This window comes from Streptomyces lavendofoliae (assembly GCF_014649735.1).
Taxonomy (GTDB): domain Bacteria; phylum Actinomycetota; class Actinomycetes; order Streptomycetales; family Streptomycetaceae; genus Streptomyces; species Streptomyces lavendofoliae.
Genome location: NZ_BMTP01000024.1, coordinates 18,751 through 41,551 on the forward strand (window position 1 = coordinate 18,751; position 22,801 = coordinate 41,551).

General features: G+C 71.7%; 19 protein-coding genes. 7 read left to right on the forward strand and 12 right to left on the reverse strand.

What is annotated here, in order from left to right:
• Positions 1-91: 91 nt before the first annotated feature.
• The 9 genes from IE109_RS30445 to eccE all read right to left on the reverse strand — a co-directional run bounded on the left by IE109_RS30445 (position 92) and on the right by eccE (position 11,696).
• Positions 92-1,060, reverse strand: a complete 969-nt coding sequence (locus IE109_RS30445; protein ID WP_189554595.1) for an ABC transporter ATP-binding protein — start codon at positions 1,058-1,060, stop codon at positions 92-94.
• On the reverse strand, positions 1,057-2,016 hold the full coding sequence (locus IE109_RS30450) for an ABC transporter ATP-binding protein (RefSeq protein WP_189554596.1): 960 nt from the start codon (positions 2,014-2,016) through the stop codon (positions 1,057-1,059). Before IE109_RS30450 ends, IE109_RS30445 begins: the two co-directional genes overlap by 4 nt.
• A complete protein-coding gene (locus tag IE109_RS30455; RefSeq protein WP_189554597.1) occupies positions 2,013-2,897 on the reverse strand; it encodes an ABC transporter permease in 885 nt (294 codons plus the stop codon). Before IE109_RS30455 ends, IE109_RS30450 begins: the two co-directional genes overlap by 4 nt.
• The gene (locus IE109_RS30460; RefSeq protein WP_189554598.1) at positions 2,894-3,925 is read right to left on the reverse strand and encodes an ABC transporter permease; all 1,032 of its coding nucleotides are present in this window, start codon (positions 3,923-3,925) and stop codon (positions 2,894-2,896) included. Before IE109_RS30460 ends, IE109_RS30455 begins: the two co-directional genes overlap by 4 nt.
• A 3-nt stretch (positions 3,926-3,928) precedes the next feature.
• On the reverse strand, positions 3,929-5,752 hold the full coding sequence (locus tag IE109_RS30465) for an ABC transporter substrate-binding protein (protein ID WP_189554599.1): 1,824 nt from the start codon (positions 5,750-5,752) through the stop codon (positions 3,929-3,931).
• Positions 5,753-5,954: 202 nt separating this feature from the next.
• Positions 5,955-8,669 (reverse strand): SCO5717 family growth-regulating ATPase, encoded by a 2,715-nt coding sequence (locus tag IE109_RS30470; protein WP_189554600.1) that lies wholly within the window; start codon positions 8,667-8,669, stop codon positions 5,955-5,957.
• Positions 8,670-9,083: 414 nt separating this feature from the next.
• A complete protein-coding gene (locus tag IE109_RS30475) occupies positions 9,084-9,317 on the reverse strand; it encodes a DUF397 domain-containing protein (RefSeq protein WP_189554601.1) in 234 nt (77 codons plus the stop codon).
• 328 nt (positions 9,318-9,645) lie between these two features.
• Positions 9,646-10,362, reverse strand: a complete 717-nt coding sequence (locus IE109_RS30480; RefSeq protein WP_189554602.1) for a hypothetical protein — start codon at positions 10,360-10,362, stop codon at positions 9,646-9,648.
• The gene (gene eccE / locus IE109_RS30485; protein ID WP_189554603.1) at positions 10,362-11,696 is read right to left on the reverse strand and encodes a type VII secretion protein EccE; all 1,335 of its coding nucleotides are present in this window, start codon (positions 11,694-11,696) and stop codon (positions 10,362-10,364) included. Before eccE ends, IE109_RS30480 begins: the two co-directional genes overlap by 1 nt.
• A gap of 182 nt (positions 11,697-11,878) precedes the next feature.
• Here eccE and eccB point away from each other — a divergent pair, with 182 nt between their 5' ends.
• The 7 genes from eccB to IE109_RS30520 all read left to right on the forward strand — a co-directional run bounded on the left by eccB (position 11,879) and on the right by IE109_RS30520 (position 19,122).
• Positions 11,879-13,405, forward strand: a complete 1,527-nt coding sequence (gene eccB, locus IE109_RS30490) for a type VII secretion protein EccB (RefSeq protein ID WP_189554604.1) — start codon at positions 11,879-11,881, stop codon at positions 13,403-13,405.
• Positions 13,406-13,419: 14 nt separating this feature from the next.
• Positions 13,420-14,676 carry a type VII secretion-associated serine protease mycosin gene (mycP, locus tag IE109_RS30495; protein ID WP_189554605.1) on the forward strand — a complete coding sequence of 419 codons (1,257 nt, stop codon included), beginning with the start codon at positions 13,420-13,422 and terminating at the stop codon, positions 14,674-14,676.
• A 121-nt stretch (positions 14,677-14,797) separates the two neighbouring features.
• Positions 14,798-15,235, forward strand: coding sequence for a DUF2563 family protein (locus IE109_RS30500; RefSeq protein WP_189554606.1), 438 nt, complete (start codon positions 14,798-14,800; stop codon positions 15,233-15,235).
• Positions 15,236-15,241: 6 nt separating this feature from the next.
• Positions 15,242-16,993: a hypothetical protein gene (locus tag IE109_RS30505; RefSeq protein ID WP_229891748.1), complete on the forward strand. Its 1,752-nt coding sequence runs from the start codon at positions 15,242-15,244 to the stop codon at positions 16,991-16,993.
• A gap of 25 nt (positions 16,994-17,018) precedes the next feature.
• Entirely contained in the window at positions 17,019-18,302 is a 1,284-nt protein-coding gene (locus tag IE109_RS30510) for a S8 family serine peptidase (protein WP_189554607.1), read from the forward strand.
• A gap of 91 nt (positions 18,303-18,393) precedes the next feature.
• Positions 18,394-18,744, forward strand: a complete 351-nt coding sequence (locus IE109_RS30515) for a WXG100 family type VII secretion target (RefSeq protein ID WP_189554608.1) — start codon at positions 18,394-18,396, stop codon at positions 18,742-18,744.
• Positions 18,745-18,819: 75 nt separating this feature from the next.
• Entirely contained in the window at positions 18,820-19,122 is a 303-nt protein-coding gene (locus tag IE109_RS30520) for a WXG100 family type VII secretion target (RefSeq protein ID WP_189554609.1), read from the forward strand.
• 122 nt (positions 19,123-19,244) lie between these two features.
• Here IE109_RS30520 and IE109_RS30525 read toward each other — a convergent pair whose 3' ends face one another.
• From IE109_RS30525 to IE109_RS30535, 3 genes are all read right to left on the reverse strand, one after another.
• Positions 19,245-19,742, reverse strand: a complete 498-nt coding sequence (locus tag IE109_RS30525; protein WP_189554610.1) for a hypothetical protein — start codon at positions 19,740-19,742, stop codon at positions 19,245-19,247.
• 123 nt (positions 19,743-19,865) lie between these two features.
• Positions 19,866-22,169 (reverse strand): DUF6571 family protein, encoded by a 2,304-nt coding sequence (locus tag IE109_RS30530; RefSeq protein WP_189554611.1) that lies wholly within the window; start codon positions 22,167-22,169, stop codon positions 19,866-19,868.
• A gap of 10 nt (positions 22,170-22,179) precedes the next feature.
• Positions 22,180-22,680 (reverse strand): hypothetical protein, encoded by a 501-nt coding sequence (locus IE109_RS30535; protein WP_189554612.1) that lies wholly within the window; start codon positions 22,678-22,680, stop codon positions 22,180-22,182.
• Between the last annotated feature and the right edge of the window lie 121 nt (positions 22,681-22,801).

The following is a 22,801-nucleotide window of genomic DNA, read 5'->3' on the forward strand; positions in this document are numbered from 1 at the left end:
TGCGGCGGCTCCCGTGGTGGGTGGGCTCCGCCCCTGCCCCCCCGTTGTGCCCGCCCCGGCCGGAGGCCGACCGCGGGTCGTGGATGGGACGTCAGGGCGTGCCGTGCACGTGGCAGGCGGCCGCACGGCCGTGGCCGTCCAGGAGCGGGAGGTCCCGCGTGCGGCACGCGGAGGACACGCCCGCGCGGTCCGCCTCCCCGGAGGCCAGCACCTGGCACCGGGCGTGGAAGCGGCACCCCGCCGGGATCCGGGAAGGGTCCGGCGGCTCGCCCGCGAGGACCACCGGCTCCGCACCGGATTCCGGGAGCACGGAGAGCAGCGCACGCGTGTACGGGTGGCGCGGCGCCGACAGGACCTCCTCCACCGTGCCCGTCTCGACGATGCGGCCCAGGTACATCACGGCCACCCGGTCGGCGATGTTCCACGCCAGGCCCAGGTCGTGCGTGACGATCAGCGCGGCGAGGCCCAGCTCGTCGCGCAGGCGCAGCAGGAGGGCGAGGATCTCGCCGCGTACCGACGCGTCCAGCGACGCCACCGGCTCGTCCGCGACGAGGAGTTCCGGTTCGAGTACCAGCGCCCCGGCGATCACCACGCGCTGCCGCTGACCGCCCGACAGCTCGTGCGGGTAGCGCAGGAAGAACCGCTCCGGGGGGCGCAGCCCGGCGCGGGAGAGGGCGGCGGCGACGGCGGCGCGCTCGTCCCCGGCGTACCGGTGGATGCGCAGGCCCTCGGCGACCGCGTCGTACACCGTGTGCCGGGGGTTGAGCGAGCCGCTCGGGTCCTGGAGCACCAGCTGCACCCGCCGCCGGTAGGTCTTCAGGTCGCGCGAGGCGTACGAGAGGGGCGCCCCGGCGAAGCCGACCGAGCCGGACGTGGGGCGGACCAGGCCCAGCAGCGCCCGCGCCAGGGTCGTCTTGCCGCAGCCCGACTCGCCGACGAGCGCGACGATCTCGCCGGCGCCGATGTCCAGGTGGACCCCGTCCACGGCGCGGGCGGACGGGCCGCCGCGCCGGCCGGGGAAGGTGACGTGCAGGCCGGAGGCGGTCAGCAGGGGGTTCATGCGGGGCTCCCGGTCGTCAGGACGCAGGCCGCGCGGTGTCCGGGTGCCGCCGGGGCCAGGGGCGGGTCCTGGGACGCGCACGTGGGCAGCGCGACCGGGCAGCGCGGGTGGAACGTACAGCCCGGCGGCAGCGCGGCGGGGTCCGGCGGGTCGCCGGGCAGGCCGCGCGGGGCGAGCCGCGACGCGGGGTCGCCGATGCGCGGGAAGGCGGCGGACAGCGCCCGGCCGTAGGGGTGGCGGGCCGCGTCGTAGACGTCCCGCGCCGGGCCCTCCTCGACGACCCGGCCCGCGTACATCACCGCCAGCCGGTCGCAGGTGTCGGCCAGGACGGCCAGGTCGTGGCTGATCATGACCAGGCTGATGTCCTGCTCGGTGACCAGGCGCTCCAGCAGCCGCAGCACCTGCGCCTGGATCATCACGTCGAGCGCGGTGGTCGGCTCGTCGGCCACGATCAGCCGGGGCTCGCACGCCAGCGCCATGGCGATCATCACGCGCTGCCGCTGCCCGCCGGACAGCTCGTGCGGATAGGCGGAGGCGCGGGCGGCCGGCAGCCCCACCTGCTCCAGCAGTGTGCCGACCCGCTCCCTGGCCGCGTTCGGAGTGGCCCGGCGGTGGACGAGGAGGGGCTCGGCGATCTGGTCGCCGATCCGGTGCACGGCGTTGAGCGAGTGCATCGCGCCCTGGAACACGATCGACGCGCCCGCCCACCGTACGGCGCGCAGCCGCCCCCACTTCATGGTCAGGACGTCCTCGCCGTCGAGCAGGATCTCGCCGGTCAGCCGGGCGGTGGGCGGCAACAGCCGCAGCAGCGCGAGCGCCAGGGTCGACTTGCCGCAGCCCGACTCGCCGGCGACGCCCAGCTTCCGTCCCGCCGCGACGGTCAGGTCGACACCGCGCACGGCGGCGGTGCCGGTTCCGTAGGTGACACGCAGGTCCCTGATCGTGAGGAGGCTCAACGGCCCGCTCCCAGCTTGGGGTTGAGTACCGACTCGATCGCCCGCCCGCACAGGGTGAAGGCGAGGGCGACGACCGCGATGGCGATCCCGGGCGGCGCCAGGTACCACCAGTGCCCTGACGAGACCGCGCCCGCCTCCCGCGCGTCCTGGAGCATGCCGCCCCAGGAGACGACCGTCGGGTCGCCCAGTCCGAGGAAGGCCAGCGTGGCCTCGGTGAGGATCGCGGTGGAGATGCACAGCGTGGTCTGCGACAGCACCAGCGGCATGACGTTGGGCAGCACATGGCGGCTCATGACGTGCCCGTGGCCGCCGCCGAGCGCCCTGGCGCGCTCGATGTACGGGCGGGACTCCACCGCGATCGTCTGGGCGCGGACGAGGCGGGCGGTGGTGGGCCAGCTGGTGATGCCGATGGCCAGGACGACCGTCCACACGCTCCGCGACATCACCGTCGCCAGCACGATCGCCAGCACCAGCGAAGGCATCACCAGGAACCAGTCGGTGACGCGCATGGCGAGCGTGGCGAACCAGCCGCCGTAGTGCCCCGCCAGGATGCCGATCAGGGTGCCGATGGCGACGGACAGCGCCGCCGCGAGCAGCCCCACGGCGAGCGAGACGCGCGCACCCCACAGCAGGAGCCCGAGCAGCGACCGCCCGAACTGGTCGGTGCCCAGCGGGAACCGGCCGCTCGGCGCCTCCAGCGCCGTACCGGGCGCGTCGGTCACGCTCCGCACGTCCCCGCCGACGAGCAGCGGGGCCGTGAGCGCGACGAGCGCGATCAGGGCGAGGGCAACGAGCCCGTACGCCCCGGCCCGTTGCCGCCGGTACTGGCGCCAGAAGCGTGCCGCAGACGCGCGTCGCCTGGTCCACGTCAGGGAAGTCATCGGCCCACCCGGGGGTCGAGCAGCGGGTACAGCAGGTCGGCGAGGAGGTTCATCACGATCATCGCGCCGGCGAAGACCACGAACAGCCCCTGGACGAGCGGCAGATCGGGCACGGACAGCGCCTGGTAGAACAGCCCGCCGAGGCCCGGCCACGAGAACACCGTCTCGACGAGGATCGATCCGGCGGCCACGTGCCCCAGGTTGATGAAGATCATGGTGACGGTCGGCAGCAGCGCGTTGGGCACGGCGTGCCTGCGGCGTACCAGGTCGTCCCGGAGGCCCTTCGCCCGCGCGGTCGTCAGGTAGTCGCCGCCCATCTCGTCGAGCAGCGAGGCGCGCATCACCAGCAGCGTCTGCGCGTACCCGACCGCGACCAGCGTGAGGACGGGCAGCACCATGTGGTGGGCGACGTCGAGGACGTACGCGGGGCCCGTCTCGTCCCCCGACTCCATGCCGCCGGTCGGGAACAGGCCGGGGACCGGGCCCACACCCACCGAGAACACGATGATGAGCAGCAGCCCGAGCCAGAACGACGGCACCGACCACAGGGTGAGGGCGACACCCGTGTTCAGCTTGTCGCCGAGGCCGCCGTGGCGCCACGCGGACCGGGTGCCGAGCCACAGGCCGACCGCCGAGTACAGGACGACCGCGACGCCGGTGAGCAGGAGCGTCGCGGGCAGCTTGTCCGCGATCAGCTCGCCGACCGGTGCCCGGAACTGGTACGACGTGCCGAGGTCGCCGGTCAGCGCCTTGGCGCAGTAGTCCGTGAACTGCTGCCACAGCGGCAGGTCGAGCCCGAACTGCCGGCGCAGCGTGGCCATCTGTCCGGCGGACGTCGGCACGCCGCGCGTCATGGCCTTGACCGGGTCGCCGGGGAGGACGCGGAAGAGGAAGAAGCTGGTGACGAGCACGGCGAGGAGGGAGACGGCAGCGCCGCCCAGCCTGCCCGCCAGGTAGCGCGGATAGGCGGTCGCCGTCGTGCCCGGGCGCCGCGCCGCCCCGGCGGGCGAGCCGACCGTCGTCGTCATCGGCTACTCGCGGTCGTCGGCGGTGGAGCGGCGGCGCACCGCGACCAGGACGCCCACCGCGAGGAGCACCGCCGCGGCCGGACCGAGCACCAGCCACACGCCGGTGGAGGAGCCGGAGTCCCCGTCACCGCTCGCCGCGGCCGGCCGCGCCGACCACCAGCTCCAGTAGCCGTCCTGGCCGTAGATGTTGCCCCCGTCGGCCGGCATCGTGGTGATGGACGCGATGTGGTCGGTGCGGTACGCCTCCACCGCGTTGGGGTACGCCATGACGTTCATGTACCCCGTGTCGTACAGCCGCGATTGCAACCGCTTGACCAGGTCCGCCCGTTCGGCCGGGTCGTATTCGACCGCCTGCCTGGCGTACAGCTCGTCGTACCGCTTGTCGCAGATGAAGTTGTCGGTCGCCCCGGTGTCCTTGGGAGTGGCGGGGAGCGCGGCGCAGGTGTGGATGGAGAGGACGAAGTCGGGGTCGGGGTTGACCGACCAGCCGTCGAAGGCGAGGTCGTAGTCGCCCTTCGCCCAGGGGTCGGAGACGTTGTCGAGGCAGTCGACCTTCAGCCCGATGCCCAGCTCGCCCCACCACTCCTGGAGGTACTTGCCGACCGCCTTGTCGTTGGGGTCGGTGGCGTGGCACAGGATCCGGAAGTCCAGCGCCCTGCCGTCCTTGCCGACGCGCTTGCCGCTGCCGTTCCTCCGGTATCCGGCCTGGTCGAGGAGCTGTTCCGCCTTGGCGGGGTCGTGGCCGATGCGCTGGGCGGCCGCCGGCTTCCAGAAGTACGTGCCGAAGCGCGGCGGGATGTAGCCCTCGCCCTCCACGGCGTGGCCCTGGAAGACCTTGTCCACGATCGTCCCGCGGTCCACGGCGTGGAACAGCGCCTTGCGGACGGCGGGGTCGAGCAGCGCGGGGTGGCCGCTGCCGAACTTCCCGCCGTCCTTCGCGCGGGCGCCGGGGTTGGTCGCGAGGGCGTAGAACCGGCGCCCGGGCGCGTCGTTCACCTTGATGTTCTCGGCGGACCTCAGGGCCGTGGCCTGGGCGGGGGTGAGGTTCGGTACGAAGGACACCTCGCCCTTGCGGAGGGCGGCGACCGCCGCGTCACCGTCCTTGTAGTAGCGCAGCACCAGCTCGTCGAACTTGGGCGCGCCACGCCAGAACGTCTTGTTGGGCTTGAGCTTCACGTACTGGTCGACTTTGTAGTCGGTGATCACGAACGGGCCGTTGCCGACGATCGGGAACCGCTTGTCGTTGTTGAACTTCGAGAAGTCGCCGACCTTCTCCCAGATGTGCTTGGGCACGATCGGGACGTCGAGCGCCGTCATGGTGGCCTGCGGCTTCTTGAGCTTGATGACCAGCGTCCGCGGGTCGGGCGCGGTGACCTTCTCGAAGTTGGCGGTGAAGCTGCCGTTGGCGGTGGCGGCGTTCTCGTCCGTCATCATCGTGGTGAACGTCCACGCGGCGTCCTCGGCGGTGGCCCTCCTGCCGTCCGACCACCTGGAGTTCTCCCGGATCGTGTACGTCCACGTCAGCTTGTCGGGCGACGACTTCCACGAGGTGGCGAGGCCGGGGATGGTGCGCGCGTCCTTCGCGTCGTAGTTGGTCAGGTACTCGTACGTGAGCCGGTGGATGCTGGTGGAGACGAGCCGCTGGGCGAGGAAGGGGCTCAGGGAGTCCACACTCTGCGAGACGGCGACGGTGAGGACGGTGTTGCCGTCGCCGCCGTCCGCCTCGCCCCCGGCGGCCCGGGCCGTGGGGCCGATGGCGAGTGGGGTGACGGCGACGGCTGAGGCGAGGAGCAGGCGGAGGGAGCGGTGTGGAGCCGTGGTGACCATGAGGTTGACCTCGTCGATCTCGGGGCGCCGACTGGTGATGCGAAGGTCTACCAGCGGGGACGGAACCGCGTCAACGATGCGTCACCGAAGCGTCACCGAAGTGTTGACGGTGCGTCAAACCCGGTGTGTGCTGCGGGGATTCGAGTGAGGGCCCGCACCGTGGTCGCGGTGCGGACCCTCATTGGTCCAGTCCTCTGCCGCGCTACTGCTGAGGGGCCGGCGGCGCCTGCGGAGGCTGCTGCTGCGGCGGTTGCTGCGGCCAGCCGGGCTGCGGCTGTGGTTGCTGCTGCGGATGCGGGGGCTGCTGGGCGTGCTGCTGGTCCTGGGGGCCGTGCGGCTGCTGTGTCTGGTGGGGGTGGGGCGGCTGGTGCGGCTGATGCGCCGGGGGAGCCTGCTGGGGATGCTGTGCCGGAGGCATGGGCCGGCCGGGCTGCTGGTAGGGCTGCCACCCATGCTGCGGGTACGGCTGGCCGGGTGCGGGCTGCTGCGGCGGGTACGGCCCGCCGGGTGCGGGCTGGCCGGGTACCGGCGGTGCCATCTGCGGCGGCATGGAGCCCTGGCCGCCACCGGTCCACAGCCCCTGCGCCTGCTGCGCCCGCGCGAAGTCCTCGGCGACCATCGCGGACAGGTTGAAGTAGGCCTCCCGCGTCTTCGGCCGCATCATGTCGAGGTCCACCTCGGCGCCGGCCGCCAGGTGCTCGTCGAACGGCACCACGATCACCCCGCGGCAGCGCGTCTCGAAGTGCTGCACGATGTCGTCAACCTTGATCATCTTGCCGGTCTCGCGGACCCCCGAGATCACCGTGATCGACCGCTGCACCAGCTCGGCGTACCCGTGCGCGGACAGCCAGTCGAGCGTCGTCGACGCGCTGGACGCACCGTCGACGGACGGGGTCGAGATGATGATGAGCTGGTCGGCGAGGTCCAGCACGCCGCGCATCGCGCTGTACAGCAGGCCGGTGCCGGAGTCGGTGAGGATGACCGGGTACTGCTTGCCCAGGACGTCGATCGCCCGCCGGTAGTCCTCGTCGTTGAACGTCGTCGAGACGGCCGGGTCCACGTCGTTGGCGATGATCTCCAGTCCGGAGGGCGCCTGCGAGGTGAAGCGGCGGATGTCCATGTACGAGTTGAGGTACGGGATCGCCTGGACGAGGTCGCGGATCGTGGCCCCGGTCTCGCGGCGCACGCGCCGGCCGAGCGTGCCGGCGTCCGGGTTGGCGTCGATCGCGAGGATCTTGTCCTGCCGCTCGGTCGCGAGGGTGGCGCCGAGGGCGGTGGTCGTCGTGGTCTTGCCGACGCCGCCCTTGAGGGAGATGACCGCGATCCGGTAGCAGGACAGCACCGGCGTACGGATCAGCTCCAGCTTCCGCTGTCGCTCGGCCTCCTCCTTCTTGCCGCCCAGCTTGAAGCGCGCCGCGGCGGAGGGGTTGCGGCTCGACTTGGCCTTCTGCTTGTTGTTGCGCAGCAGGCGGTCGGACGACAGCTCGACGGCCGCCGTGTAGCCGAGTGGCGCCCCGGGCACGGACCGCTCGCGCTGGTCGTGCGTGACGGACGTGGGCCAGGCGCCCCCGCTCCGGGGGTCGACGGGCGGCTGCTGCGGGGGGAGTTGCTGCGGATGGGGCTGCTCGTACTGCGGCTGCTGGGGCGGCTGCGGCTGTGGGGGCTGCTGGTGCGCGTGGGGCTGCGGGGGCGGGGGGAACCCGTACCCGCCCTGCGGCGCGGGCGCCCCCGGCTGGGGCTGCGCCTGCGGCTGGGGCTGTGCCGGGTGCGGGAAACCGTAGCCGCCCTGGGGCTGTTGCCCCGGCGCCTGCGGCTGGGGCTGTGCCGGATGCGGGAAACCGTAGCCGCCGTGGGGGGCCTGCGGCGGCAGCGGCGCGGCGGGCGCGTACGGAGCCGGCTGCTGCTCCGGGGCCGGGGCCGGAGCCGGGGCTGCGGGCATGTGCGCCGGCCACTGCGGCGCACCCGTCGGCGCACCCGTCGGCCCGGCCGGCTGGAACGCGGGCGGCAGCGGCGGGAGTCCCGGCCCCTGCTGGGCCGGCGGCTGGGCCCACGCCTGCGCCGGCCCGGGCACCGGCGGGGCGACCTGCTGCGGTACGCCGTCCTGCGGAAGGACACCCCCGGGCGCCGCGGCGGCCACCGGTCCCGAGGCGGCCGGTGCCTCCTGGGGCTCGCCGTCCGCCCCGGCTCCGGGCGCGCCGGCCTCACCGGCCGCGTCCGTGCCCGTGGCGTCGCCCGGGCCGACCGCCGGGGCACCGTCCCCGGCGCCCCGGCCCTCGTCCGCCCTCGGGGCCTCGGGAGCGTCGCCGGCCCCCTCCGCGGACGCCGCCGCCTCCCGCTCCGCGATCTCGGCCATCTCCCGCTTCAACGCCGCGGGGGAGAAGCGCATGGTCGCGCCGCTCTCCACGTCACCGCCCCCGAACGGCTGCGGAACCTCGTCCGCCGCCCCCTGCGCGGACGGCGCGGCCTCGGACGGCACGGCCTCCGGCGCCGCGTCCCCGGCCGGGGCGGGACCGGCGGCGACCGGCGTGGCCTCGGGGGCTGCCGGGGGAACGGGCGGATCGACCGGCGCGTGAACCGGAGCAGGAGCAGGAGCAGGAGCAGGAGCAGGAGCAGGAGCAGGGGCGGGCGCCTGGGTGGGGGCCTGGGTGCCGGGGCTCCACGGCTCGGAGTCACCGCTCTGCGGCGCGCCGGGTTCCGGCACGGCCACCGGTGTCGCTCCCTGCGGAGGCGGGGGAGGCGCGGCCGGCGAAGCGGCCGGTGTCCCGCCGCCCGACGACGACTCGCCCGCGTTCTGCGTGTACCAGGCGGGCGGGGTGTAGTCGATGGTGAACTCACCCGTCATCTCGGCGGGATCCGCGTCGGACTCCTCGACGGGAATGCTCCAGCTCCCGTGGATGTCGTCCCGATCGCCGTTCACTTTGCCTCCTGGTGTGGTCGAGCACCCTTGTGCCGTCGTGGGTGGGGGCCACCGTTGTTCCGATCGGCCCGGCTCTCCCCCCGGGACGCGGCGACATGCCCGCACGTCCGCACCGCGCCCCCACCCACCCTAATCGCCAACACCACCCGCCCGGCAGGCCCGCCCGTCACGGCCCCGCGCCCCGCGCCGCGCGTACTGTCCCCAGGTGACCCGGTCGGGGCGGAGCGTGAGGAGCAGAGCCCGGCAAACCCTTGCATTCCGCCGCAACGGGAGTGCCCCGCCGGGCCGGTACGCGTTCCGACGATCCGGTCTCGCCCCGGCCCGACCGCGTCCGGGCCGCCGTGGCGCCGCCGGCCCTCCCGGCAGGGCGCCCGCCACCCCGTACGTACGCGCAAGGGCCCTCGGTACCGGGGGTCAGCGCAGGTCGAACTCGCCGTCACGCGCCCCGAGCACGAACGCCCGCCATTCGGCCTCCGTGTACCGCAGGACCGTGTCCGGGTCCAGGGACGAGCGCATGGCGACGGCTCCACCCGGAAGGTAGGCGATCTCCACGCGCTCCTCGTCCGCGCTCGTGCCCGGGGCGCCGTGCCATTCGACCCCGGAGATGTCGAGTGCGTACAGCGCGTCCTTCTCCTCTGCGGTGCCCATCGCGGTTCCCTTCGCTCATGGCCGGCTGGAACAAGGGGCGCCATGCAAACGCCCCGTGGCGGCGCGTAGTTGGCTGTGCCCCAAGCGTCACCATCGGTATCCTAGGTCAGCCCGGCCCCGGTGGACGGAGCGCTTCCGCGGATCGGCCCACGATCGGTCCCCGCGCTCCCGCGTCCGCGCGACGTGGGCCGCGCGCCCGCGCGACGCCGCAGCCGCGCGTCGGCGCACGCGCGGGCGTGCCCGTCCGTGGCGCCGACCGCCGGGACCGTCCGCGAGGGTGTCACGTCCGCCGTGGACCCACGTCACCCGGGGGAGTGAGCCCCGCGGTTCAGTCGATCCGGCGGGGCATGCCCAGGAGGCCGGACTCGGCGTCCGTGGCGGTGGTCATCACCCAGTGGTGCTCGCGTCCGGCGCACCAGAGGGTCACGCCGTCCGCGAGGGTCGGCAGCGCCTCCGTCTCGGTCCGGTGCAGGCCCAGTATCCGGCCGATCTGCTGCGCCTCCTCGGGCGAGACGCGCTGGACGCCCACGAGCGTGGACATCCGCATCAGCCGGGGTGCCACCGGGCTCAGGTAGGGCAGCAGCGTCAGGACGGACTGCCACGGCGACGACACCACGCGCCCCCGGGGTGGCCGCATGCCGCAGTCGCGCACCACGACGACCGGGCTGCCCACGGTCGCGCCCAGGGGCGGGACGCGGCCCACGTCGTGGAGGGTGACGCACTCCAGCCCGGCGCCCGCCGACTGCGCGAGGGCCGTCCACTCGTGGGGGCGACCCGTCTCCACCGCCACCCGCGCCCCGGTGCCGGCCGCGCGCAGGGCCAGTACCTGCGCGGTCCACAGGCCGCCGATCAGGAGGACGTCGTAGGGCGTCGAGCGGTGGAAGCCGATCAGCTGCGGGCGGCCCTCCGCGTCGTCGCCGATCACCACGCCGTCGTCCCCGACCGGCAGGGCCAGGACGCCCAGGTGGTCGGCGGCCACGCTGTGGCCCGCGTGGTCCGGGCCGAACAGGCCGCGCAGGCCGCGTACGGAAGGGGTGCGGGCCATCAGCGGGCACCCCCCAGCGGCAGCGTCGCGAGGAAGCCCGGCAACTGCTCCCGGTCCAGCCGGCGCAGGCCGACCTTCGCCGAGCGGGCCGCCTGCTCCAGTGCCCGGCGTACGCCCACGAGTTCGGTGTCGGAACCGCCGGTGATGCGAATGTGGCTGAGGACGTCCATCGTTCCCTGGCGCGCGCCCCGGCGGAGGGTGAAGCCGACGGTGGTCGCGTACGCGGGGACGGAGGTGAGGAGGGAGACCAGCGTGGGCAGCGGTGTCGCGCCCCGGCCCAGCTCCGGCCAGCGGCCGACCGCGTACGTGGTGTGCCACCGGTCGTCGCACCGCCAGACGCGCGACGTCTCGGCCGTACGGCGCTGGGGTGCCGCGCCGGGCCGGGACGCCCGCGCCGCCAGGCGGGGATTCGCGCAGGAGGCCGTGGCCACCGTGGAGTTGAGCTCCTCCTGATCGAGGACCACCGCCTGGAACCCCGCTCCGGTCATCCGGCTCGCCACATGGTCCGCCACGCGCACGAGGCAGCGCTGCGCGCCCTCGAGCCCACCGCCCCGCGCCTCGACCGCCTCCGGGCAGAGCTCCGGGTCGAGCTTGACCGCCACCCACGTCATACGCAGCGCGGGAGCCCCCGTCCGCTCGTGCAAAGGGGCGTAGGAGAGACGGGCCACGGCCTGCTGCGGCAGGTGCGGAGCGGGAGCCGGGCGCACCTGCTGCACCAGCTGAACCGACTCCACGACGATGTCGTCGACCCTGAGGGCGTCGCCCAGGACGGACAGCGGCAGCGCGCGGGCGCCCGAGGCGGGGCGCAGCCCGGTGCCGTGGGTCTCGACGCGTACCACCGCCGTCAGGAAGGTGCCGTCGCCGAGCATGCCGACGGTACGGCGGGTCCGGTCGACGTACGGGTACGGCCGGAAGCCCGGCACGCTCTCCGCGACGCCGGCCAGCGCGGGGTCGGAGTCCGGGCGGGGGGCCGGGGCGCCGCGCCTGCGCGCGCGCAGGGCGAGGGCCGTGGACAGCCAGTCCTGAAGTGCCCTGCCCCTGCGGCGGACCACGGCGAAGAGCACCAGCAGGAAGGCGACGGCGCACGTGGGGACGAGCCAGAGCCCGCCGAGGGCGACACCGACCGCCGCCAGGGCCAGCGCCGCCTCCACCAGCACCAACTGCCACAGCTGGACGGGGCCGACGCGGGCGGTGGTGGTCAAGGGGCGCAGGACCACCGTCGCGGGGGCGGCCGGAACCGGGTGCGTGGGTTGGGCGTTACTCCGTTGCCGTCGGGAACGGTCGGGTGCCCGTCCGGATGTCCGCCCATTGCGCGCGCGCGTCGCCGTACCCATCGCCGCGTTGCCCCCTCGTGTCCGCGTTCGCCAAGAATCCCATGGGCGTTGACCGGGCGATCACCCTACCTGAGCAAGGGGAGTCGGGCGCCGGCAGGCATAGTAGTGCGCGGCGCCACGGCGAGGGGTTTCCGTGCGTGTGGGAACCTGGGCGCCCAGAGGGGATGAGGGGCAGCGGACAAATGGCATCACGACGGGACGAACTCAACGCCTACACCTTCGCAAAGCGGAGGCTCGTTGCGCAGTTCGTGCAGCCGAACACCACCGGGTCGGAGGAAGGTGCCCCGCGCCCGCTGCGCGCGGTGCTGCCGGGGGTCATCGCCGGGGTGGTCATCCTCGCCGTCTTCGCCGCCTGGGGCATGTTCAAGCCGGTGGCGCCGCGCCAGTGGGACACCCCGGGCGAGAACGTCATCATCGCCAGCAAGTCGACCACCCGCTACGTGGTGCTGAAGACCGGCGGCAAGACGCAGCTCCACCCGGTCCTGAACATGTCGTCCGCCCGCCTCCTGCTGAACCCCGACAAGGAAAAGATCATCAACGTCGACGAGTCGGTGCTCGACAGCGGGAGGATCCCGCACGGCGCCACCCTCGGCATCCCCTACGCCCCCGACCGGCTGCCCGAGCCCAAGGAGGCCGGCGCCGCCAAGCGGTGGGCGGTCTGCGAGCGTCCGGGAGCGGGCGGCCGGGCCATCCAGAAGGCCGCGTTCGTCTTCGCCGACCGCGAGAAGGACCGCACCGAGGGAGCGAACCGCCTGCGCGGCGGGGAACTGCTCTACGTCGAGGGCCCCGACAAGGCCCGGTACGTCGTCGACGCCGGCGGCACCGCGTACCCCGTGGAGAAGGACGAACTCCTCCTGCGCCAGCTCGTCGGCCAGGGCCGCGCCGCCCAACGGGTCTCCGCCGCCTGGCTCGACACCCTCCACAAGGGCGACACCATCACCTTCCCCACCGTTCCCGGCCGGGTCGGCGAACCCGCCGGCGTCCCCGGACGCATGGACGCCGACGACGACAAGGTCGGCATGGTCCTCACCTCCAACGACGGGACGGGGCGGCAGCACTACGTCGTCCTGGAGGGACGGGTCGCCCCGGTCTCCGACTTCATGGCGAAGCTCCTGCTCAACAGCCGCGCCCTGATCGACCTGGGCCAGGCCGGCCAGGCCAAGTCGGTCCACCCCGGTACGTTCGAGCCGGGCGAGGCGTTCGGCAAGGACAGGAAGTGGCCCCGCTCCGCCCCGAAGCCCGTCAACGAGGCGGGCATCGCCGAGGGCAGCCGCAACACCGTGTGCAACGTACTGCGCGAGGTGGACCGCGACACCGGCACGACCGCGCTCAGCACCTGGGCGGGCACCGACTTCCCCGCGACCCTGCCCACCGGCTCCAGCAGCGCCTACGTCACCCCCGGCTCGGGCCAGCTGTTCCGCCAGTTCAAGGGGTCCACCACGCACTCGGGCTTCGTCTTCCTCGTCACCGACACCGGCCTGCGCTACGCCATGCAGTCCAACGGCGACACCGCCACGGGCGACTCCGGCATCGGGTCCTCCGGCTCCCAGGAGGAGAAGCGGGCACGGCAGCTCGAGGCGCAGCAGGCCCAGAACCGCCTCGGCTACAAGGGCGTCGACCCCGTACCGGTCCCCGCGGCCTGGTCGGCCTTCCTCCCCACCGGCCCACGGCTGTCCACCGGGGCCGCGCGTCAGCCGCAGGGCTCCTGAGGACCGGTGCGCACATGACCTCCCCGTACCGACGCCTGATGACCGCCGCGACCGCCGGCGCGCTCGCCCTCGTGGCCGTACCCGCCGGCCCCGCCGCGGCCGACGGCACCCAGTGCACCTTCCCGGGCAAGCCCTACGAAGGACGGCCCTGGTCCCTCCAGCGCGTCCTGCTGGACGAACTGTGGAAGCAGTCCACCGGCAAGGGCGTGCGGGTCGCCGTCATCGACACCGGAGTCGACGTCAAGAACCCGCAGCTGACCAGGGCCGTGGACACCGGCAGTGGGATCAACCTGCTCCCCAAGGACATCGAGGACGACAACGGCAACAAGATCGAGCGCGGCAAGGAGGACGGCACCACCGACACCGTGGGCCACGGCACCAAGGTCGCCGGCATCATCGCCGCCCGCCCCGCCAAGGGCACCGGCTTCGTGGGACTCGCCCCCGACGCCACGATCATCCCCGTCCAGCAGAACGACGCCGAGGGCCACGGCACCGCCGAGACCCTGGCGACCGCCATCAGGCACGCCATCGCCGAGGACGCCGACGTCATCAACATCTCGCAGGACACCGCCAAGGCCGTGGAGCCCGACCCCGAACTGCAGGAGGCGGTGAACGAGGCGCTGGCCGAGCAGATCGTCGTCGTGGCCTCGGCCGGCAACGACGGCCTGGGCGGCAACGTCAAGCGGACCTACCCCGCCTCGTACGACGGGGTCCTCGCCGTGGCGTCCTCCGACCGCAACAACGAACGGGCGCCCTTCTCCCAGTCCGGCGACTTCGTCGGGGTCGCGGCGCCTGGCGTCGACATGGTCTCCACCGTCCCCGGCGGCGGCCACTGCGCGGACAACGGCACCAGCTTCTCCGCCCCGTACGTCGCGGGCCTGGCCGCCCTCATCAAGGCCAAGCACAAGGACTGGACACGCAAGCAGATCGTCGCCCAGATCCAGCAGACCGCCGAACGGTCGGTCGCCGGCCACGACCGCCTCGTCGGCTGGGGCGTCGTCGACCCGGTACGTGCCCTCACCGAGGACGACAAGCCCATCGAGGCCCCCGTCGCCCACGAGGGGGTCACCCGCGCCGAAGCCCCCACCCCCGCGAGGCTCCACCTCGGCGAGACCCCGGACCAGCGCAACGCCCGCCTCGCGACGTACGTCATGATCGGTGCCGGCGTCCTGGTCGCCGCCATCACCGGCACCGCGGTGGCCCTGCGCGACTCCCGTCGCCGTGCGGCACGGATGGCCAGGTCGCGGCCGCACGGGACGGAAGTGCCGTGACGGGCAAGGCGCTTGGGGCTGTCTTGGCCAGTGACTAGAGTGACCACGACACCGAGTGTCGGCGGAAGTCAACGGGGAGGATTGAGCACTGTGCTCGAGGTAGTGCGGTACGGGGGCATCCATGGCGGGTGACCTCGAGCGCGGAGTGGGCGCGCTGAAGAAGTTCCGGAGCCGGGTGGACACCCTCCTGGCGGAGCTCGAAGGAGGAGCTGGCGGCAGCCGCCAGGTCGCCCTGGAGCGGGTGACCCGTGGCTCCCTCGGCGTCGGCATGCGCTTCGACGAGGCGGACGGCTTCTACACCCAGTACAACCGCGTCCACACGGCCCTCGTTCAGCTGTCGAAGTCCCTCGGTGACCAGATCGAGCTGCTGCGCATCGCCGTGCACGCGGCGGACGTCGGCTACGACAACGTGGAGGAAGAGGAGCGCTACCGCTTCCACCAGATCCAGGCCCGCCTCAAGAAGGACTGGGACGCCGCGTCGGAGCCGGAGAAGGCGAAGGACAAGGGCGCTCGGCCCGAACGCCACGACGCGACCAGTGGCACGACGGACCTGGGGTGATCACCGATGAGTGAAGAGAAGCAGCCGAAGCCACTGACGCCCGAGCAGCAGGCGAAAGAGGTTCAGCAAGAGCAGCAGACGGACGAGAAGCAGATCCACGGCCGGTTCGCCGCCACGGACATGATGGAGAAGGCATCCGACCTGGTCGACGGCATCTTCGGCCGTGGCCCCGGGGTCAGCCTCTTCGGCACGACCAACTTCGAGAACGCGCCGCTCAACGCGATGCTCGACCTGCTCGACAGCGCGAACCCGGCCGACCTGGAGAACGCCGGCGAGAGCCTGGAGAAGGCCAGGACGGCTCTCAACGAGGCCGCGAAAGAGCTGGCCGCGTCCGTCGCGTCGATCGACTGGAAGGGCGAGGGCGCCGAGAGCTTCCGCGCGTACGGCGCGGAACTGGTCACCTACACCTACGGCCTCGGCACCTTCGCCAACGCCGTGGGTGCCCAGATGAAGGTCGCGAGCACCGGCCTCACCTCGGTCCGCAACTCCAAGCCCCCGCGCGACAGCCGCCTCGTGCAGAAGAAGCCCGACGACTTCGCCCTCCCCGAGCGCACGCAGGACAACCCCGAGTACCGCAAGGCGCTGGAGGTGGAGAAGGACCGCCAGGAAGCCATCAACCAGATGAACCGCCTGGCGTCCTTCTACGCGGTGTCGGCGACCACACTGGCCTCCGAGGACCCCCCGCCGATGCCGAAGCCGGTGAACGCGGCGGTGCCCAGGCCGTCGGGCCACTTCGACCCGGGTAGAAGCCGCGCGGACGCCAGTGGGGCGGGAGGCATGGCGAGGCCGGCCGCGGCAGAAGCGGTTGTCGGACGTGCCGCCGGCGGCGTCGGCGAGGGTGCGCCGGCGGCGACGGAGAACCTCGTGCGTCCGGGGCAGGTGGCCGGATCCAGTCCGGCGATGACGATCGACAGCGTGATCGCGCCCACCGCTCCGGCACCCGCCACGGGACCCGCACCGCAGCCGGTGCAGACCGGCCCGACCGGGCCGGTCACCGGCAGCACCCCTCCCGTGCTGACGAACCTCGGTGCCCGACCGACGCCCGCACGCGCCCAGGGGACACCGGGCACCGCCCGAGCGGCCGGCGGACCGGGCAAATACACGGCCGGCCGGCCCCCTGTCACCGGACCCGGTGGTACCGCCCAGACGGGGCGTCCCGGCCAGGCGGTGGGACGATCCGCGCCCACCAGTGGTCCCGCTTCGTCGACAGGTCGTTCCGGTCCGGCAGTCGGCCGTCCCGGCATCACGGGCACCCCTGCCGCGGGTCGTGCCGGTATGTCGGGTGGTAGTACACCTGTGACCGGCCGAGCCGGTGCGCCCGCGCAGGGCGCAGGCGGACGCCAGAGCGCCCCCGGCACCGCTCGCCCCGGTCACTCGAACGGGATCGTCGGCGGTACGCCGCAACGGGCCACGAACGGCTCAACCGGCTCAACCGGCTCACGCACCCCCCGGGGAACGGTCGTCGGTGGGGAGAGTGCAACCACCGGCCGTTCCCCGGCCGCGAGGCCCGGTCAGTCCGGCGTCATCGGTGCCCAGCCGGCGGGCGGTTCGGCCCGTCCCACGGGACGTGGCACGCCCAGCGTGAACGGCGTGGTCGGTACCCCGCGGGGCGCGGTGACGGGCACCGGAGGCACCGGGCGCCCGGCCCGGGGCGAGACGCAGGACCAGACCGGCTCCGCCCGCCCCGACTACCTGACCGAAGACGAGCAGACCTGGGCAGGCCGACGGCGAGGCGCAGTGCCCCCGGTGATCGACTAGCAACTCGAAAGATTCGGAAGTCAGGATGACGCCAGCAGTGAGCCACGTATCCAAGCGCGCAGGGCTGTACGGCCGTCGACACAGAATGCTCTGCGCCGCTGCCGCGACCGCCGCTTGGGCAGTGATCATGAGCGGGACCGCCACGGCGGCGACGATCACCGACCCCCAGTCGCGGCAGTGGTACCTGGACGCCATGAAGGCCGATGAGATCTGGAAGAGCGCCACCGGCGAGGGCATCAAGGTGGCGGTCATCGACAGTGGTGTCGACCCCACGACGCCTTCCCTCCAGGGACAGGTGCTCGGCGGGCGAGACCTCACCGGCGTGAAGGGCGAAGCCACGGACGACTTCGACGGGCATGGGACGTCGATGGCCGAACTCATCGCGGGCACCGGCAAGGGCGGTGGCCTGAAGGGGCTGGCACCCGGCGCCAAGATCATTCCCTTGCGTGTGTCGGACACCGAGCTCCAGAACAAGGAGAAGGTGAACGCCTTCGACATGCAAGAGGCGATTCGCGCTGCCGCGGACAGCGACGCCAAAATCATCAGCGTGTCGATGGGCAGCGAGTTCTACAGCTCCGAAGAGCGTGACGCCGTGGAGTACGCACAGGGCAAGGGCAAGCTGCTCTTCGCCGGCGTCGGCAACAGCGCCAAGAAGGGCAACAAGCCCCAATACCCCGCCAGCTACCCCGAAGCTGTGGCTGTTGCCGGATCGAGCACTGACGGCGAGGTGTCCGACTACTCGCAGCACGGTGATTTCGTCGATATCGCCGCCCCGGCCGACGACATCCCCGGCTGGTGCGACGAGAAGCTCGACGCCTACTGCGACGGCAACGGCGGAACCAGCGCCGCCACCGCCATCGCCTCCGCATCCGCCGCCCTGATCTGGTCCAAGCACCCCGAGTGGACCGGCAACCAGGTCCTCCGTGTCATGTTCGAGTCCGCCGGCCGGGGCAAGGACTGGAAGCCCGGCACGGTGAGCAACTTCCTCGGACACGGCATCGTCCGGCCCGGTGCCCACATCAACCGCGGCCTGGGCAAGCCCGGTGCGCCGGACATCAGCCCGCTCACCAACGAGAAGGTCGGAGGCGTCACAGCCGGCTCGGCCACCTCACCCGCACCTTCCGCACCAGCTTCGTCACAGGCCCCGAAGGGCAAGCCCGGCTCGGACGCCGCCGTGGCGGGCTCCAGCGAGAAGGCGGGTGCGGACGGCGGCGGGGGCAACGCCGGGCTCGTCATCGGCGGTGCCGCAGCCGTTGTCGTCGTCGCGGGAGCGGCCTTCGCCGTCGCGCGCCGGCGGCGCAGCGCGTGAACCCACCCGCGCGTATCGGACTTCACCTTTCACCACCCGGTGAAGCGCAACTCAGCGACCTGCAACCGTAGTCAAGAAGGGAAACGCAACCGTGTCACAGGGCCAGCGGCTTTCGGACCACCAAGTAATCCAGCTCGAGAAGCACCTCTTCGAGAAGTTCAACTCGATCAAGGGCCAGCTCCAGCAGATCCAGGGCACGATCGACAGCCTGGAAGGCCAGTGGAAGGGCATCGGCGCCGGGGCCTTCAACACGAAGCAGCAGGAGATCAACACCTCCATGGTGCGTCTCGGCAACATCCTGGCGCACTTCCTGGAGGGCCTGAGCGCCTCCAGGAAGATCAAGGACGGCACGGAGGACGACGTCCTCGCCGCGGTGCAGAGCATCAACGTCGATCTCGGTGTCGGCACCGCTGCTCCGAAGTCGAGCATCAGCAGCTTCTAGCGGCGCTCGCCCGCGGACGACCGCGGGGGAAGCGCACGCACGCCGAATGTCAACAACAGGTGAGACGAGGGAATCATGGGCATGAACTCCGGCGACGAGCTCGTCGTCAAGTACGACGGCCTCGACGTGGCGGCGACCACGCTGGGAAACCAGGCCAAGAAGCTTGAGGAGGACCTGCGCGACATCAAGACGGCCATGGCCACCGTGGCCGCGGGCTGGGAGGGCGAGGCGCACACCGCCTACGTCCAGGAGCAGATGAAGTGGGACAAGGAAGCCGCGGACATCCACCAGGCCCTCATGCAGATCGGCCAGGTCGTCGCGCGCGCCGGCGGTGACTACATGGGCGGCGACAAGAAGGCCGCCAGCTACTTCGCGTAAGCAGCGCGTACAGGAAGCAGTACAGGGTGGGCACGCGCGAGGGGTGCCCACCCCGTTTTCTGCGCCGCCGGGAGCGGCCTGGGTGCCAGGCCGGCCGTCTGGCGTGAGCCGTGCCGGACGCGTCAGCCCACCACCTGCCCGCACTCACCGGACGCCGCGACGGCGTCGGCGAATGCGGTGATGAGGGTCTTCATCTCGACCTCGGTGGCGTCGTCGTGCGTCACCCTGACCGTCGCCCAGAGGGATCGCTCCGCAGCGTTCCCGCCGGGGCAGATGACACGTCCCACGGCGCCCTTCTTCGAGTAGAGGAACCGGCGGTCCTCGCTCTGGGTGTCACCGGGCTCCACTTCGAGGGCCACCCGCGCGACGTCCTGTGCCGATGCGTCCTTCTCCCAGGGCTCGATGCTGGTGGACAGCACCGACTCACCGTCGACGTGCAGCCGGCAGCGCTTGTTTCCTCCCACTGCCGACGGATGGAGGCTGACGCCGTCCCCGGCGGGCAGGACGGGCTCCAGCGCCGAAACCGGCACCTGGACCCCGCAAAGGTCGGTCGGAACCGCGTACTCGCGCGACGGCGAGGAACACGACACCGTGAGCAGGACCACCGAGGCCAAGCTCACTTGGATTCCCAGCGTTCGCGCCATGCGGCTCGTTGCGCTCGGGTTCACATTCACGGTCCTTCCGGATGAGGTGGCGGGGTACCGGGGACCCGGCCGAACCGGGCCCGCGGTGTGCGCTCCCCGTCAGATGTCGGTCTGGAGCTCCGGTGCCACACGGCCCGAGAAGTCGCCGCCGTGCTGGTAGCCGTCCCGGGCCCCCGTGCGCGCCCACTCGGCGATGTCGCCCTCTTCGGGCAGGCGATGCGCCTTCGCCGCTTCGGCGGCCGCGTTCTGGGTGTGTTTGATGTTGGCGTCCAGACCGTTCTCCCAGTCCTCGCCCATCTTCGCTCCGGCCGCCTCCTTGGCGCTGCCTTCGGCGTCCTGGAAGAGCTCTTCGAGGATCAGACTGCTCACGGTGCCGGCACCACCACCGACCGCGGCACCCACGGCCGGGCTCGCGATGAACGAGACGCCCACGCCGATTCCGGTCCCGATCCCGCCGGAGACGGCGTTCTTCCACTGCGCCACGGACTGCTCGTACTTCTTGTCCGATTCCGCCGCCGGCCCGGCCACCGCTTCCTGCCTGCCGACGTTGAGCGTTCCCGAGACCTCGCTGGAGGCATGGGCGATCTCGCTGACCAGCAGCTGCTTGTCGTCGCTGTAGCGCTGGTCCGCGGGAAGGCCGGGGTTGAGGTGGTAGTCCATCAGATTGGCCATGTACGCCTTCTGGCCGACCTCGACCGCGGCGTACCCCTCAGGGTCCTGTCCGACCGTGAGGAGGAACCGGGACACATCCCTGTGGTCCATCACCGCCTCGCTGCCGGCCACGGGGAACAGCTTCTGGATCCGGGCGCGGGCTTCCTTCTCGGTCTGCGTGGCGTCGGGAGCGGGGTTGGTGTCCGTGGTGGCCCTGTTGATGTCGGGCAGGTACTCGGACGCGATCTGACCGATGCTGTCGGACATGTACCCGCGTTCCGTAAGGCGCTTGTTGTCCTCGGAGATCGACGCCACCAGGCTCTCCATGAGTTTCGCCTGCCCCGGGTTGTGCGGCGGTGTGTCCTCCGTCGGCAGTTCGCCCGCCGGATGTCCGGTGGTCGCGGCCTCCAGCGCCATAGCCAGGTTGTTCCGGCCTTCGATGCTGTCCTCGCCTTCGCCGTCCCGCTCCTGGGGCCAGTCGCGCTCCTCGAAGAGGTAGTCGAAGTTGCTCAGCGCCCGCTTCTCGTTCTTGCCGTTGCCGTCGGCGTCCTCTTCGAACTCGTGGTCCTCGTCCTTGGTGACGAAGTCGCCGTTGAAGAAGTCGGTGGCCGCATCCGGACTGTTGGACAGCGCCTTGAGGAAGCCGGTCATGGGATCCGAGCCGGAATCGGAGCCTGTCCGGTTGAGGTACGGGTCCATACCCATGTGCTGCCAGGCCATGGGTACGTGACGACCGTTGTCGGACAGCTTTTTCTCGGTCTCGATCAGCTTGCTTCCGTAATCAGTCAGGAAGCGGTCGTCGTAATTACCCCAGCGCATGAGGTTGCTCATGACCTGGAAGCCCATGGTGGTGCTGTTTTTGGAGATGGGCTGGTCCCCGGCACTGACCATGTCGTACTTCCAGCGGGACATCTCGGGAGTGTCGGCCTGGGAGGCCGTGGCGAGAGTCAGGCTCAGGTGCTTCTGGAGCTCGTCGTACTGGTCCACACGTTCGTGACCGACCTGGTACGCCGCACGGGGATCGTTGATCCCGGCCCAGAAGGTGAGCGTCTCCTTCGGCCCCAGAGTGGTCGCGAAGTGCTCCGCGAAGATCTCGTCACCCGAGTACTTCTCCAGCCCCGATCTGAGAGCGTCGAAATCCCCAGGGGTCAGGTCCTCCGGCTTCTTCTTGGCCAGGGCGGCGAGCCGCTCCGCCTCCTTCACCGCGTTCGCCGCCTCGTCCCGGTTCTTGTACGACGCGTCCGAGAAGCCGTGGTCGGTGAGGTCGACCAGCGCTTTGAGGGCGGTGGAAGCGGTGGTGTCGATCTCCGTTGCCTTGTTCAGGATGCCCTGCAGTTCGTCACGCAGGGCATCAACGTCCGTCTGCCCGCCCGGCGCCTTCTTGTCGGGGTTCTCCCGTACGGTGAACCCGCCGCCGTTCGCGGATACCGTCAGATTCTTTCCCCGGCCACGCTCGATGGCTTCCTTGAGCAGCCGCTGCTGCGTCTTCAGCTCGTCCCGGGTGTCCCGCATGATGTTCCGGATGGACGTCGCCTGGACGACGGCGTCACCGAACTCGCCGGCCGTCTTGCCGATGAACTCACGCGACACCGTGGCGTTGTAGCCGGCCCAGTCGGCCTTGGTGGCCCGGCTGTGGAGGCCCTCTTGGGCATCCTTCTTCAGTTCCGCCAGTCTGGTCAGCATGCTCGTCCAGTCGCCGACCGTGTCGTCGAGGAGCTTGAAACTGGCCGAGTGAAGGGCTTCGAAATCCATCAGACGTCCCTCAGCCCTCGTCCTTCTTCTTTTCCTTCTCGCCGTAGATGGAGTTCCTCGCCCCGGTCTTGGCCCAGTCGTCGTCGAAGCCCGCGTCCAGAGTGTGGATGCTGCTCACATGCCGCTCGATGAAGACCTCGTCCCCCGCATGAGCGTTCTTGGTGAAGTCCATGTGGTTCGAGATCAGCGCACACGCGTCCATGACGGAGCCGAGTTGCTTCTCCCACCGTGTCGACACGTGCCGCAACGCCTGGCCGAGGGCGAACCCCTGCGACGCCAGATCGGACCCCGCGGAATCCGTACTGGTGACGCGGGCTTCCTTCCACAGCCGGTTGTAGAGCTTGAAGGCGTGGTCACCGATCGCGGCCAGGTCCTTCTGGTGCACCTGGAGGTCGCCCTGCGGGTTGCCGGCGTTGGGCCTGTCCTCGGGCGGCAACCCGTTCAGCTGCATCCGCGACGACTCCCTCTCGGCCGCCGACGCCTTCAATTGCTCCCACTCGTCCCAAGCCATCTGCAGGACTCCTCCACCGGTACCAGAATGGACGGTTCGATTGCGCTCAACCTAGGTGATGCCTGGTGACTCATGGCAAGCGACGTCCATGACGTCCGCCGCGGCAGACCGATCGCCTGCC